Here is a 13448-nt window from a genome sequence, read left to right on the forward strand (position 1 = left end):
GGCCTGGTCCGCGTTCGCTCGCCACTACTAGCGGAGTCTCGGTTGATGTCCTTTCCTCCAGGTACTTAGATGTTTCAGTTCCCTGGGTTCGCTTGAAACCTCCTATGTATTCAGAAGTCTCATACCTTCACTTGATAACCGAAAATCCAAATCCACACCGACTTGCGTCGTTGTGAACTTAGAGTTTCGGCTATCGAAGGTGGGTTTCCCCATTCGGAAATCCGTGGATCAAAGCTCCTTCGCAGCTCCCCACGGCTTATCGCAGCGTAGCACGTCCTTCGTCGCCTCTCATCGCCAAGGCATCCACCGAACACCCTTAAGGCACTTGATTGCTCTCATTATCAATATCCACACACTCGGCAGAATGTTGGCCGCACACTTGCCGAGGATCCGAAGATCATCGGCGCGCCCCCTCGATAGAGGCTGCATGCAGCTGGATATGATTAGAAAGACCAGATTGCTTCGTAAGATCGAACCGACGGCAATGCGGTCAAGCGTTGCCGACAAAGATCATTTTACAACTCGCACATCTCGCGATGTTTGAGCGCCGAAAATGATCTGGAGATACGCGCAAGGTTGTCGCCGGCGCCAGGCAAAACAAGTTTTGCAAAACGCCTTGTGGCGATCCTGCTCGGATCGATCTTCTCTTTACGATGTCAGAAATCACGCAGGCAGAGTCTTGGTGAAGACATTCTGCATGCGAAACGATGTTTCGCGGACGATTGTTTGACGCACATTGTCGCATCGGCAACCCAGCCTCTGGTGGAGGCAGACGGGATCGAACCGACGACCTCATGCTTGCAAAGCACGCGCTCTCCCAGCTGAGCTATGCCCCCGTTCCAGAAGACGAATGCTCGAAAGCCGACTGAAGAGACGCATGGCGCAATCAAAGTGGTGGGCCTGGGAAGACTTGAACTTCCGACCTCACGCTTATCAAGCGCGCGCTCTAACCAACTGAGCTACAAGCCCTAACGACCATGTCCATTAAAGGATATGAGGCTCAAGCTGGCGCACCTTGTCTGATGACAAGACGCTGCAGCGCCGCCCCTGGCGCGTGTTCGTCCGCGAAGAAAGAGAAACGAAGACGGCGGTGTCCCGCCAATGCAGCTCAGCGATTGATCCAATCACTGGCCACTGATGTTTCTAAAACGAACCGATAGTTGCCGAAGCAATCTGAAGGTTCATCCTTAGAAAGGAGGTGATCCAGCCGCAGGTTCCCCTACGGCTACCTTGTTACGACTTCACCCCAGTCGCTGACCCTACCGTGGCCGGCTGCCCCCTTTCGGTTAGCGCACCGTCTTCAGGTAAAACCAACTCCCATGGTGTGACGGGCGGTGTGTACAAGGCCCGGGAACGTATTCACCGTGGCATGCTGATCCACGATTACTAGCGATTCCAACTTCATGGGCTCGAGTTGCAGAGCCCAATCCGAACTGAGACGGCTTTTTGAGATTTGCGAAGGGTTGCCCCTTAGCGTCCCATTGTCACCGCCATTGTAGCACGTGTGTAGCCCAGCCCGTAAGGGCCATGAGGACTTGACGTCATCCCCACCTTCCTCGCGGCTTATCACCGGCAGTCTCCTTAGAGTGCTCAACTAAATGGTAGCAACTAAGGACGGGGGTTGCGCTCGTTGCGGGACTTAACCCAACATCTCACGACACGAGCTGACGACAGCCATGCAGCACCTGTGCTCTATGCCCCGAAGGGAAGGTTCCATCTCTGGTACCGGTCATAGACATGTCAAGGGCTGGTAAGGTTCTGCGCGTTGCGTCGAATTAAACCACATGCTCCACCGCTTGTGCGGGCCCCCGTCAATTCCTTTGAGTTTTAATCTTGCGACCGTACTCCCCAGGCGGAATGCTTAAAGCGTTAGCTGCGCCACTGAAAAGTAAACTTTCCAACGGCTGGCATTCATCGTTTACGGCGTGGACTACCAGGGTATCTAATCCTGTTTGCTCCCCACGCTTTCGTGCCTCAGCGTCAGTATCGGGCCAGTGAGCCGCCTTCGCCACTGGTGTTCTTGCGAATATCTACGAATTTCACCTCTACACTCGCAGTTCCACTCACCTCTCCCGAACTCAAGATCTTCAGTATCAAAGGCAGTTCTGGAGTTGAGCTCCAGGATTTCACCCCTGACTTAAAGACCCGCCTACGCACCCTTTACGCCCAGTGATTCCGAGCAACGCTAGCCCCCTTCGTATTACCGCGGCTGCTGGCACGAAGTTAGCCGGGGCTTATTCTTGCGGTACCGTCATTATCTTCCCGCACAAAAGAGCTTTACAACCCTAGGGCCTTCATCACTCACGCGGCATGGCTGGATCAGGCTTGCGCCCATTGTCCAATATTCCCCACTGCTGCCTCCCGTAGGAGTTTGGGCCGTGTCTCAGTCCCAATGTGGCTGATCATCCTCTCAGACCAGCTACTGATCGTCGCCTTGGTGAGCCGTTACCTCACCAACTAGCTAATCAGACGCGGGCCGATCTTTCGGCGATAAATCTTTCCCCGTAAGGGCTTATCCGGTATTAGCACAAGTTTCCCTGTGTTGTTCCGAACCAAAAGGTACGTTCCCACGCGTTACTCACCCGTCTGCCGCTGACGTATTGCTACGCCCGCTCGACTTGCATGTGTTAAGCCTGCCGCCAGCGTTCGCTCTGAGCCAGGATCAAACTCTCAAGTTGGACTTGAAACTTTAAACCGGCTGATCACAACGTTTGACGAGGTCCCACCATTGTTAGCCGAAGCCAACATGCTGTCTGCGATTCACATCGCTGACAACGATGGTGTAACCTTTAAAACGTGTACCGCCGAAGTCTTTCGTCCGGTCCCAACCGACTGAAAAACCGAGGTTTCCCAATCTGCCGAGACCCGCAAGGACTCCGCCGTCCACGTTTCTCTTTCTTCATCTTTACTTGTCAAACAGCCCGAAACCCGAGGGTTTCACTCGCCCGTGGCCGGGCGAAAAATCTTCGGTCTCTACTTAAAGAAACCCTGCAACCTATCCGACGCCGAATGACAACCGACAACTATCGGCTGTTTGTTCACTCGTCTAGGAGAGGAGCTTGACAGGCGCGGAAGCTTGCCTGGGCTGTGGGCCCCGGCGCCGCCGCGCTCAGTGGTCGGGTTATAGGCCCTGCCGTCTGAGCTTGTCAACGCCCATGTCAAAAAATCGTCGCAACGCACCCAAGAAAATCGAATCGCTGAGAAGTCCTGATTTATCAGGGGTTCGCGCCGTACTTGAGCCACATTCCTGCGACGTCCTGCACAGGAAATATGCCTTGGCCGGACAAATACCAGTATAGTTTGGCCGGTCAGGTTTAAAGATTCGGCGATAACTTTGGCGATGACTTGGGATCGTCGCCTGACTTGGGATGAAAAACACCGACGAGTTGCGTGGCATTGACGTCAGGCCCGTTTCGCCAGCACCTTGGCGCGCGACGAAAACGGCAGTGACGGAAAAATAACCAGACGCTATTGGCTCGAGCTGTCCCACCTTGGGATGCGGGCCGCAAGACCGGCGAACTGGAAGCTCGTTGAGCGACGACCGACGACGACACTGACGACGACACTGACGACGACTTGGACTTGCTACGAGAAGACTTGCGGGGGGAAGGCAGTTTTGAACCACGGGACGTCACGCGGGGGCAATTACGGGCGTGCCGGGATCATTGATCTCGGTCACGAGCCACCGTTGTCAGTTGACGGTTCGGAAGCCGCTGTCATCGACCGCCGCCGCGTCTCCGTACAGTGGTTTAGCGGCACGATTCTCACCGGTCTGTGCGGCGCGGCTTTGATCGGCGGCGCCGTTTTTGCGTCGCTCGACGGCGAAATGACCTTCGCCAAGGTTCCTGAGCGCGTCGAAGGCGCACTGCGCGGCGCATTCGGCGCCAATGACAAGGGCGCCGTCGCACGCAAGAGCGATCGCCTTCCGCCTCCCAGCGATTCGGCCGCCGCGCGCCAGGTGATTCGCGTTTCGACAGCCGTGCGCGCCGGCGGACGCGATGTGATGCGGGTACGCCCGTTCGTCCGCATTGCCGGCAACCTGTCGCTGACGACCAGCGATCTTTCCGCCAAGGTTCCCGCCTTCAATGCCCAGCGCATGCTGACCGATGTCGGCACTGCCGCCCCTGCGGACGGCGACGATTCGCAAAATCCCAATGCCGCCGAGCCGGATGCCGAAGTCTCGTTTGTGACGCGCGACCTCGCCCAGGTGCTGCCCCGGGCCAAGATCGCCGCCAGCGTGGCGATCGACGAGGTGCTGCTGCGGGTGCGCGACGCTTCAAGCTGGCGCGGCAACAGCGCCGTCAAATATGCATCGACCATGCCGACCGATCTCAAGATGGCCTACGCCGCGGAAGGCACGCCGGATCCCTATGCCGGCTTCGAGACCCGCGTGGTGCCGGAAAACGTGACACTGCTGCCGAAAACCAAGGATCAGATCACCGGCGGCAACCCCTCCAGCGAAAAAATCCACATCGTCAAAAAGGGCGACACCGTGCAGTCGATCCTGCGCGATCTGGGCGCCAGCCCCGGCGAAGCCCTCGCCATCGCCAACAATCTCGGCGCGCGCGGCCGCGACGGCGGTTTGAGGGAAGGCCAGAAGCTGCGCATCATGATGGCGGGCACCGGTCCCGGACTTCAACGCCAGCAGCCGGTCCGGGTGATCGTCGCCAACGAAACCACGATTGAAGCCGTGGCCGCACTTTCGGATCTCGGCAAATACGTCGCCGTCGATCCCCAGAGCTTCAACACCGTCACCGAGACCGCGAACACGAATGACGAAGACGACGATGATGACGGCACCGGCGTGCGGCTCTACCAGAGCATTTACGAGACCGCGCTGCGCAACAAGGTTCCGGCGACCGTCATCGAGGACATGATCCGCATCTACTCCTACGACGTCGATTTCCAGCGCAAGGTCCAGGCCGGCGACTCGTTCGAGGTGTTCTTCGCCGGCGAAGACGAGACACCGGTCAACAACGAAAAGACCGAAGTGCTCTACGCCTCCCTCACCGTCGGCGGCGAAACCAAGAAATACTACCGCTTCCAGGCGCCGGACGATTCCATCGTCGACTACTACGACGAGACCGGAAAGAGCGCGAAGAAGTTCCTGGTCCGCAAACCCGTCAGCAACGCGATCATGCGCTCCGGCTTCGGCGGCCGACGCCATCCAATTCTCGGCTACACCAAGATGCACACCGGCGTGGACTGGGCGGCTCCTTACGGCACGCCGATCTTCGCATCGGGCAACGGCGTGATCGAAAAGGCCGGATGGGAAGGCGGCTACGGCAAATATATCCGCGTCAAGCATCCCAACGGATACGAAACCGCCTACGGTCACATGACCGCGTTCGCCAAGGGCATGGAGCCCGGCAAGCGCGTGCGGCAGGGTCAGGTGATCGGCTTTGTCGGTTCGACCGGCCTGTCCACGGGCGCGCACGTGCACTACGAAATTCTGGTCAACGGCCGCTTCGTCGATCCGATGCGCATCAAGCTGCCGCGCGGCCGCTCCCTCGAAGGGCCGATGCTGGCGAGCTTTGAAGCCGAGCGCGACCGGCTCGACGGCATGATCAGCAATCGTCCCGGCGTCAATCGTCCACAGCCGCAGGCCGCCAAGGGCCAGAAGACGGCGCAGGTCAACGACCGCTAAATTTCACGACAATTATTTTTCGTTTAAAGCAACGCATGCCGTTTGCATCGCGCGTGAGATGCAATGCTGGTTTTGATTGCCAGGCAAAGCGACGCGACAAATACTCGCTGCACAAGACTTAAAAGCAGCCGGGAGGCTATCGCCGTGATCCATGGGTTTGTCGCCTCCGCGACTCATGGCCGGGCCTGTCACGGCCATCCCGACGAATAGGGCATTGTGCCCAACCCATCGGGATCACCGTGACAGTGGAGCGACACCGTTCTTCGAACGGCTATGCCCCGTGATGACCGAGTGCGCAGTCCTTAGTTCAGCTTGCTCTTCGGCACCGGCGGCATCTCGCTATCGATCTTTGCAAGCTGACCGTTGAAGGTCAGACCTGCATCCGTCGCCGAGACCGCGACGTTTTCACCGTCATGGATGCGGCCGGACAGGATCATTTCCGCCAGCGGGTCTTGCAACGCGCGCTGGATCGCACGTTTCAGCGGACGCGCGCCGTAAGCCGGATCCCATCCCTTCGCCGCCAGCCAGTCGCGCGCCTTGTCATCGAGCGTCAGCGTGATCTTGCGATCCGCCAGCAGCTTCAGCAGCCGCCGCATCTGGATATCGACAATGCGGCCCATCTCGGTCCGCTGCAGCCGATGGAACAGGATGATCTCGTCGATACGGTTGAGGAATTCCGGACGGAAACTCGCCCGCACCACCGCCATCACCTGATCGCGCACCGCCGACGTATCCTCGCCCTCTCCCTGGCTGACCAGAAATTCGGAGCCGAGGTTCGAGGTCATGATGATCAGCGTGTTGCGGAAATCGACAGTGCGGCCCTGACCATCAGTCAGGCGGCCGTCGTCGAGCACCTGCAGCAGCACGTTGAACACATCGGGATGCGCCTTCTCGATCTCGTCGAACAGCACCACCTGGTACGGCCTGCGCCGCACCGCTTCGGTGAGCGCGCCGCCTTCGTCATAACCCACATAGCCCGGAGGCGCGCCGATCAGCCGGGCAACCGAGTGCTTCTCCATGTATTCGGACATGTCCATGCGCACCAGCGCCGTCTCGTCGTCAAACAGATATTCGGCGAGCGCCTTTGTCAGTTCGGTCTTGCCGACGCCGGTCGGGCCGAGGAACATGAACGAGCCGATCGGCCGGTTCGGGTCCTGCAGGCCGGCGCGCGAACGCCGCACCGCAGTCGATACCGCGCTGACAGCTTCGGCCTGGCCGATCACGCGCTCCGCAAGCTGCAACTCCATCTTGAGCAGCTTCTCGCGTTCGCCTTCCAGCATCTTGTCGACCGGAATGCCGGTCCAGCGCGACACGACCTGCGCGACATGGCTGGACGTGACAGCCTCTTCGAGCACGACGTTGCCGGCCTTCTCGCTTTCTTCCAGCGCCTTCAGCTTCTTTTCCAGTTCGGGGATCCGGCCATAGGCGAGTTCGCCCGCCTTCTGGAATTCGCCGCGCCGCTGCGCGTCGGCGAGTTCCTGGCGCGCCTGCTCCAGTTCGCTCTTGACCTTCTGGGCATTGGACAGCTTGTCACGCTCCGACTGCCACTTCGCAGTCAGTGCAGCGCCCTTCTCCTCAAGGTCGGCCAACTCCTTCTCGAGCCGCTGCAAGCGATCCTTCGACGCCGAATCGGTTTCCTTCTTCAGCGCCTCCTGCTCGATCTTCAGCCGCACGATCTCGCGATCGATGTTGTCGAGCTCTTCCGGCTTGGAATCGATCTGCATCTTCAGCCGCGCCGCGGCTTCGTCGATCAGGTCGATCGCCTTGTCCGGCAGAAAGCGGTCGGTGATGTAGCGGTTCGACAGCGTTGCCGCAGCCACGATCGCGGAATCCGTAATGCGGACACCGTGATGCAGCTCGTACTTTTCCTTCAGGCCGCGCAGGATCGACACCGCGTCTTCGACGGTGGGCTCGGAGACGAACACCGGCTGGAAACGGCGGGCCAATGCGGCGTCCTTCTCGACATGCTTGCGGTATTCGTCGAGCGTGGTCGCGCCAATACAATGCAGTTCGCCGCGCGCCAGCGCGGGCTTCAGCAGGTTGGACGCATCCATCGCGCCATCGGCTTTTCCGGCGCCGACCAGCGTGTGCATCTCGTCGATGAACAGGATGATCTGGCCGTCCGAGCTGGTGACTTCCGAGAGCACAGCCTTCAGCCGTTCCTCGAACTCGCCGCGGTACTTCGCACCTGCGATCAGCGCGCCCATGTCGAGCGACAGGACCTTCTTGTCCTTGAGACCTTCCGGCACGTCACCGTTGATGATGCGCAGTGCGAGGCCTTCGACGATGGCGGTCTTGCCGACGCCGGGCTCGCCGATCAGCACCGGATTGTTCTTGGTGCGGCGTGACAACACTTGAATCGTGCGACGGATTTCCTCGTCACGGCCGATCACCGGGTCGAGCTTGCCGTCATGCGCGGCCTGGGTCAGGTCGCGGGCATATTTCTTCAGTGCGTCATAGGCGTTTTCTGCCGACGCGCTGTCGGCGGTGCGGCCCTTGCGCAGGGCGTTGATCGCAGCATTGAGATTCTGCGGCGTGACGCCGCCCTTGGCGAGCAGCGAGCCCGCGTCGCTGTCCTTGTCGGCAGCGAGCGCCTGAAGCAGCCGCTCAACGGTGACGAAGCTGTCGCCGGCCTTCTCGGCCGCCTGCTCGGCGGCATCGAAAGCGCGCGCCGTCGCCGGGGCCAGGTAAACCTGTCCCGCTCCTGCGCCTGACACTTTCGGCATTTTCGCCAGCGCATCCTCGGTGGCCTTCAGGATCGCGCGCGAATTACCGCCCGAGCGATCGATCAGACCGCCCGCAAGACCTTCGCTGTCGTCGAGAAGCACTTTCAGGATATGCAGGGGCGTGAATTGCTGATGGCCCTCACGCATGGCCAACGTCTGTGCCGACTGGATGAATCCCTTCACACGGTCGGTATATTTTTCAATGTTCATTTCGGGTTTCCCTCAGCCTGCCATGTCCGCCCCGAAGGCACGGATATTAGCATCTTCAATGGGGTTCCGCCGCCGGCATTGACGTTCCTCAACCCGTGGCGGGGACCGGCGTTGCACCGGCCTGAGCGTCATGTGGGAACTGGGTTGCGCCTGTGAAAGAGGCAGGGCTGAAAATTTGGCGAAAGTGGCGGGAAGCCGCGAATCCACCTAAGAATCGGGAATGACAAACACCACCGCGACCCTCCAGAGCATCTATCGCTATCCCGTCAAAGGCCTGTCGCCGGAATTGCTCCCGAATGTCGCCTTGCAGGCAGGCCGAACCTTGCCCACCGACCGCCGCTACGCGATCGAGAACGGCCCGATCGGCTTCGAGCCTGCCAATCCGAAGCATTTTCCGAAAATCCGCTTTTTAATGCTGATGCGGAACGAGCGTCTCGCCGGCCTTCAGACCCGGTTCGACGACGCCAGCAATACTCTGACGATCAGGTACAACGGCGCGGAAGCCGCGCGCGGCAATCTGGAGACGCCGGAAGGGCGCGCGGCCATCGAGATGTTCTTCGCTGAGAATTTTTCGCCGGAGTTGAAGGGGCCGCCGAAGGTCCTCTCTGCTCCCGGTCACAGCTTTTCGGACGTCGCCGCAAAGGTGGTGTCGATCATCAATCTGGCCAGCGTGGCCGCCATTGAGACCATCGTCGGCCAGCCGGTCAATCCGCTGCGCTTTCGCGGCAATCTCTATGTCAGCGGATGGCCCGCATGGCACGAGTTCGATCTCTTGGAAAAACAACTGACGATCGGCGATACGCGGCTCAAGGTGATCAAGCGGATCGTCCGCTGTGCCGCCGTCAATGTCGATCCGGTCACCGCAGAACGGGACCTGAATATCCCGCACGCACTGATGCAAATGTTCGATCACGCCGATTGCGGCGTCTACGCCGAAGTGATCGCCGGCGGCACAATTGCCGCCGGCGATACCATCACAGAACTCAGCTCGACGGCATGACGTAGGCGTAGACCCGCCCACGCGAATAGGTAGCCTCGGCGACGCGGTGGCCATGGTTGCCCGAGATCACGATCGGATTGCCCTTGGGGTCGATGCCGCTGACGATCCCGACATGACCGCCACGGCGGCCACGCGACATCACCGCGATAGCGCCAACCTGCGGGCCCGAGATGCGCTGGCCGTAGCCCGCGAACGAACGCGCCATGTCGGAGCCGGTGCCTTTGTGGCCGGAACGCTCAAGAACCATGTTCATGAAGCGCGCGCACCAGAGGCTGGAGCGGCCCGTCGGATTTCCGCTGCCGATATAACGCCGCGCTTCGGCGACGACATTCGATCCGCCGAAGCCGCCACCGAAGCCCTGCGAAGCTGACGCTTCCGCAGCCGCTGCGTAACGCCCGCGCCGCGCATGATGGCGAGTGCTATGGCCGTAATGCTTCCTGGCGTGATGCTTGGAATGGTGAGCGTGAGTGTACCGGCTTGCTCCGTGATGCGGCCTCGCCGAAGCCGGAGTTGCCAGTGCGACGATTGCCACCGAACACAGCGCCAGCGCGGCGCCTCGAAGTGGCAGGCGAAGTTTACGCGATAGAGTCATCCATTATTCCTCGTGACACCCCCTGTGCCCATCGTTCGCACGCGAACGACATTCCGCAGCGCAAAAAACGGGTGGGTGTGACGAGAGCAAGACAGGAAAAGGCGCCGGCGGATTCATTTCGCGGCGATAACGGGATCATTTCACGGCGAGAATGCGAACATACAAGGCCACATTGGAGCCGCGAATATTAATCGCGGCGCGTGAGCAGGAAGACGCCCTGCTCGCCGAACATGTTCCAGAACCACCACGGTGCGTTGAGCCGCAGCGGCCGGCCATAGAGATCGAGCGCAACAGCGCGCTCCATGTTGACGTTGATCTCGTTACAGAGCTGCACGAAATCCTTGATGGTGCAGAAATGAATGTTCGGCGTGTCGTACCATGTCGCCGGCAGATTGTCGGTGCGCGGCATCTGGCCCTTCACCAGCAACTGGAGACGCATTTTCCAGTGGCCGAAATTCGGAAACGACACGATGGCGCGGTGGCCGATGCGCAGCAGGTTTTCCAGCACCACGCGCGGCTGGCGCGTCGCCTGCAGGGTCTGCGACAGGATCACGTAATCGAACGCGTCGTCGGGATAATTGATCAGATCGGTGTCGGCGTCGCCCTGCACCACCGCGAGGCCCTTGGCGACGCAGCGGTTGACGCCCTCGCGCGACAGTTCGATGCCGCGCCCGTCGACGCCGCGTGTTTCCAGAAGCCGCAGCAGATCGCCTTCGCCGCAGCCGACATCGAGCACCCGCGAGCCGGGCTCGACCATCTGCGCGACCAGCAGATGGTCGGCGCGATAGCCGTTCTCGGTGACGGGAAGAACCGCGGTCGGCCGGAACGCCTGATCCTGAATTGTCATCCTGGCGCTCCTACCTGCTGGCCGAGGTCAGGCCGTGCGCCGAAGCAGCCGATTCCAGGAATGCGCGGGAAATCTCGATGAACTCGGGCACGTCGAGCAGGAACGCATCGTGTCCCCTGTCGGTCTCGATTTCCGCGAACGACACCCGCGCGCTGCTGGCGTTGAGCGCGTGCACCACCGCACGCGCCTCTGACGTCGGAAACAGCCAGTCGCTGGTGAACGACACCACGCAGAAGCGCGTGCGGGTGCCGCGCCAGGCTTCCGCCAGCACTCCATTGTGGTCGGCGGCGATGTCGAAATAATCCATCGCACGCGTCAGATAGAGATAGCTGTTGGCGTCGAAGCGCTCGACGAACGACGAGCCCTGATGGCGCAGATAGCTTTCCACCTCGAAGTCGGCATCGAACGAGAACGTCGGCACCTCGCGGTCCTGCAAGCGGCGGCCGAACTTGCGATGCAGCGCGGCGTCTGAAAGATAGGTGATGTGCGCGGCCATGCGCGCGACACCGAGCCCGCGATGCGGACGGGTGCCGTCCTCGAAATAGCGCCCGCCATTCCAGTCCGGATCGGCCATCACTGCCTGACGGCCCAGTTCGTGAAACGCGATGTTCTGCGCCGAATGCCGCGTGCTGCACGCCACCGCGAGCGCAGAGAACACGCGTTCGGGATAGGCCGCCGTCCATTGCAGCGCCTGCATGCCGCCCATCGAGCCGCCGACCAAGGCGAACAGTTTGTCGATGCCGAGATGATCGAGCAGCATCGCCTGCGCCCGCACCATATCGGGAATGGTGATGACGGGAAAATCCAGTCCCCACAGTTTACCGGTGGCGGGATTGGTCGATGACGGACCGGTCGATCCCATGCAGCCGCCGACCACGTTGGCGCACACGACGTAATAGCGATCGGTGTCGATCGGCTTGCCGGGGCCGACCAGCGTCTCCCACCAGCCGCGCTTGCCGGTGACCGGGTGCACGTTCGCGACATGCTGATCCCCGGTGAGCGCATGGCAGATCAGAATGGCGTTGGAGCGGTCCGCGTTGAGCTGGCCGTAGGCCTGATAGGCGATCTGGAATGGCGCGAGATCGATGCCGCAGTCCAGCCGCAGCGGCTTGTCCGCACCGAACTGCGCGACCAGCGATGACGGATGATCCGCCTCGTGCGCGCGTTCAGCGGCCGCAGTGTCACTCTTCAACGGTTTGACATTAACCATCTTGTTACTGGCCTCCTCAGCAGGTCGCGAAGACCAACATCGGAAATCAGGCCATAAAAAACCCGGCCTGAAACGAGGTTCGGCCGGGATCACTTGTGTCCCCGGCCTGTTTAGCGAGTTGTTTAACGTGGCTGCAAGCCGGCCGGCTCAAATGACCACAGAATGACTAAGTTACTAGTCACGAACGGCCTTTTCGTCAAGCTGCACCGCGACATCGCAAGGCCACCCTGCTTTGGTGTGAGGCCGGAATTGCCAATGTTTTCTTTGCTTTCAGGCGCTCTCCTGCCTATCAATGCGCCCGACAAATCCCGTTTTCGATGAATCCGGAAGGCCTTCGCGCCGCAAGCCGCGTTCGGACCCAGGTTGAACCGATGACCAAGCAACCGCCATCACTGCAGGAACTGCGCCGCGAAATCGATTCCATCGATGAGCAGGTGCACGAACTCCTGATGAAGCGCGGCGACATCATCGACCGCCTGATCTCGGTGAAGAAGACGCAGGAAGTCGGCTCGGCGTTCCGGCCCGCGCGCGAAGCCGACATGATGCGCCGTCTGGTGCAGCGTCATCGCGGCATCCTGCCGCTGGACACCGTCGAGAGCATCTGGCGTGTCATCATCTCGACGTTCACTTACGTCCAGGCTCCGTTCTCGGTGCATGCCGACCTGTCCGCCGGCGAGTCCGCGATGCGGGATTCGGCGCGGTTTCATTTCGGTTTCACCGTTCCGTTTCTTGCGCACTTCAATGCCGAAGCTGCGGTCGAAGCCGTTGCAAAGTCAAAGGGCGATCTCGCGCTGATCTCGGCGGTCAGCAGCCGTCTGCCGTGGTGGATCGCGCTCGAGCCTGCGGCCGCGCCGAAGATCATCGCGCGCCTGCCGTTCGTCGAGCGCGCCGATCATCCGGCGGCGCTGCCGGTGTTCGTGGTGTCGCGCGTCGCCGCCGATGCGATGGTCACCGAGGTCGGGATGTGGAGCGTGCGCGTGTCCGGCTGGAGCGCGGATGTCGCGCGTGCGCTGTCGCCGTTTTCCGAGATTATCGCTGTCCCCGACACCGCGTCCGACGGCGCCGCCTTGCTGATCTCGGTTCCGGGCCCGGATGGGCTGACGAAAATCACCGCTGCGCTGGTCGCGGCCGGAGCATCGGTGCGTTCATCGGCTCTCGTCGGGAGCCATGCAACGCGCTATACGGTGCCGCCTGCTACTACATCCAAATAGTCTTC

At 60.7% G+C, this 13448-nt stretch carries 7 protein-coding genes, 2 tRNA genes, 2 rRNA genes and 1 riboswitch (1 of these 12 cut by a window edge); of the genes, 3 read left to right on the plus strand and 8 right to left on the minus strand.

The window, feature by feature from the left end:
* The 4 genes from ACP7AL_RS14325 to ACP7AL_RS14340 all read right to left on the minus strand — a co-directional run.
* Positions 1-331: ribosomal RNA gene (locus ACP7AL_RS14325) — 23S ribosomal RNA — on the minus strand; it reaches 2487 nt to the left of the window's first position.
* A gap of 429 nt (positions 332-760) precedes the next feature.
* Positions 761-836, minus strand: a tRNA-Ala gene (locus tag ACP7AL_RS14330).
* Positions 837-892: 56 nt separating this feature from the next.
* Positions 893-969 (minus strand) — tRNA-Ile (locus ACP7AL_RS14335).
* A gap of 222 nt (positions 970-1191) precedes the next feature.
* Positions 1192-2678 (minus strand): 16S ribosomal RNA (locus ACP7AL_RS14340).
* Together the 16S and 23S rRNA genes with 2 tRNA genes alongside form the textbook arrangement of a ribosomal RNA operon.
* 938 nt (positions 2679-3616) lie before the next feature.
* Between ACP7AL_RS14340 and ACP7AL_RS14345 the strand changes: the two genes are divergently transcribed.
* Positions 3617-5647 carry a peptidoglycan DD-metalloendopeptidase family protein gene (locus ACP7AL_RS14345; RefSeq protein WP_425992280.1) on the plus strand — a complete coding sequence of 677 codons (2031 nt, stop codon included), beginning with the start codon at positions 3617-3619 and terminating at the stop codon, positions 5645-5647.
* Between the two features lie 302 nt (positions 5648-5949).
* Here ACP7AL_RS14345 and clpB read toward each other — a convergent pair whose 3' ends face one another.
* Entirely contained in the window at positions 5950-8583 is a 2634-nt protein-coding gene (gene clpB / locus ACP7AL_RS14350) for an ATP-dependent chaperone ClpB (protein ID WP_425992282.1), read from the minus strand.
* Between the two features lie 220 nt (positions 8584-8803).
* On the opposite strand from clpB, the gene ACP7AL_RS14355 reads away from it, so the two are divergent.
* Entirely contained in the window at positions 8804-9583 is a 780-nt protein-coding gene (locus ACP7AL_RS14355) for an MOSC domain-containing protein (RefSeq protein ID WP_425992284.1), read from the plus strand.
* On the opposite strand, the gene ACP7AL_RS14360 is transcribed toward ACP7AL_RS14355, so the two are convergent.
* The 3 genes from ACP7AL_RS14360 to metX all read right to left on the minus strand — a co-directional run bounded on the left by ACP7AL_RS14360 (position 9567) and on the right by metX (position 12232).
* Positions 9567-10175: a TIGR02594 family protein gene (locus ACP7AL_RS14360; RefSeq protein ID WP_006018832.1), complete on the minus strand. Its 609-nt coding sequence runs from the start codon at positions 10173-10175 to the stop codon at positions 9567-9569. The genes ACP7AL_RS14355 and ACP7AL_RS14360 overlap by 17 nt on opposite strands.
* Before the next feature lie 187 nt (positions 10176-10362).
* Complete coding sequence (gene metW, locus ACP7AL_RS14365; protein ID WP_006018831.1) at positions 10363-11022, minus strand: methionine biosynthesis protein MetW; 660 nt, start codon at positions 11020-11022, stop codon at positions 10363-10365.
* 10 nt (positions 11023-11032) lie between these two features.
* The gene (gene metX / locus ACP7AL_RS14370; protein WP_425992287.1) at positions 11033-12232 is read right to left on the minus strand and encodes a homoserine O-acetyltransferase MetX; all 1200 of its coding nucleotides are present in this window, start codon (positions 12230-12232) and stop codon (positions 11033-11035) included.
* Between the two features lie 89 nt (positions 12233-12321).
* Positions 12322-12401: riboswitch (SAM riboswitch) on the minus strand.
* Positions 12402-12603: 202 nt separating this feature from the next.
* Here metX and ACP7AL_RS14375 point away from each other — a divergent pair.
* Positions 12604-13443: a chorismate mutase gene (locus ACP7AL_RS14375; RefSeq protein WP_425992289.1), complete on the plus strand. Its 840-nt coding sequence runs from the start codon at positions 12604-12606 to the stop codon at positions 13441-13443.
* Positions 13444-13448: the final 5 nt, after the last annotated feature.

Origin of the sequence: Afipia sp. DC4300-2b1, assembly GCF_049895725.1 — a bacterium.
Classification (GTDB): domain Bacteria; phylum Pseudomonadota; class Alphaproteobacteria; order Rhizobiales; family Xanthobacteraceae; genus Afipia; species Afipia broomeae.

Bases quoted from the DNA above. Each gene is read 5' to 3' on its own strand.
- clpB (WP_425992282.1), bottom strand. From the start codon at position 8,583: ATGAACATTGAAAAATATACCGACCGTGTGAAGGGATTCATCCAGTCG.
- ACP7AL_RS14355 (WP_425992284.1), top strand. From the start codon at position 8,804: ATGACAAACACCACCGCGACCCTCCAGAGCATCTATCGCTATCCCGTC.
- ACP7AL_RS14360 (WP_006018832.1), bottom strand. From the start codon at position 10,175: ATGACTCTATCGCGTAAACTTCGCCTGCCACTTCGAGGCGCCGCGCTG.
- metW (WP_006018831.1), bottom strand. From the start codon at position 11,022: ATGACAATTCAGGATCAGGCGTTCCGGCCGACCGCGGTTCTTCCCGTC.
- metX (WP_425992287.1), bottom strand. From the start codon at position 12,232: ATGGTTAATGTCAAACCGTTGAAGAGTGACACTGCGGCCGCTGAACGC.
- ACP7AL_RS14375 (WP_425992289.1), top strand. From the start codon at position 12,604: ATGACCAAGCAACCGCCATCACTGCAGGAACTGCGCCGCGAAATCGAT.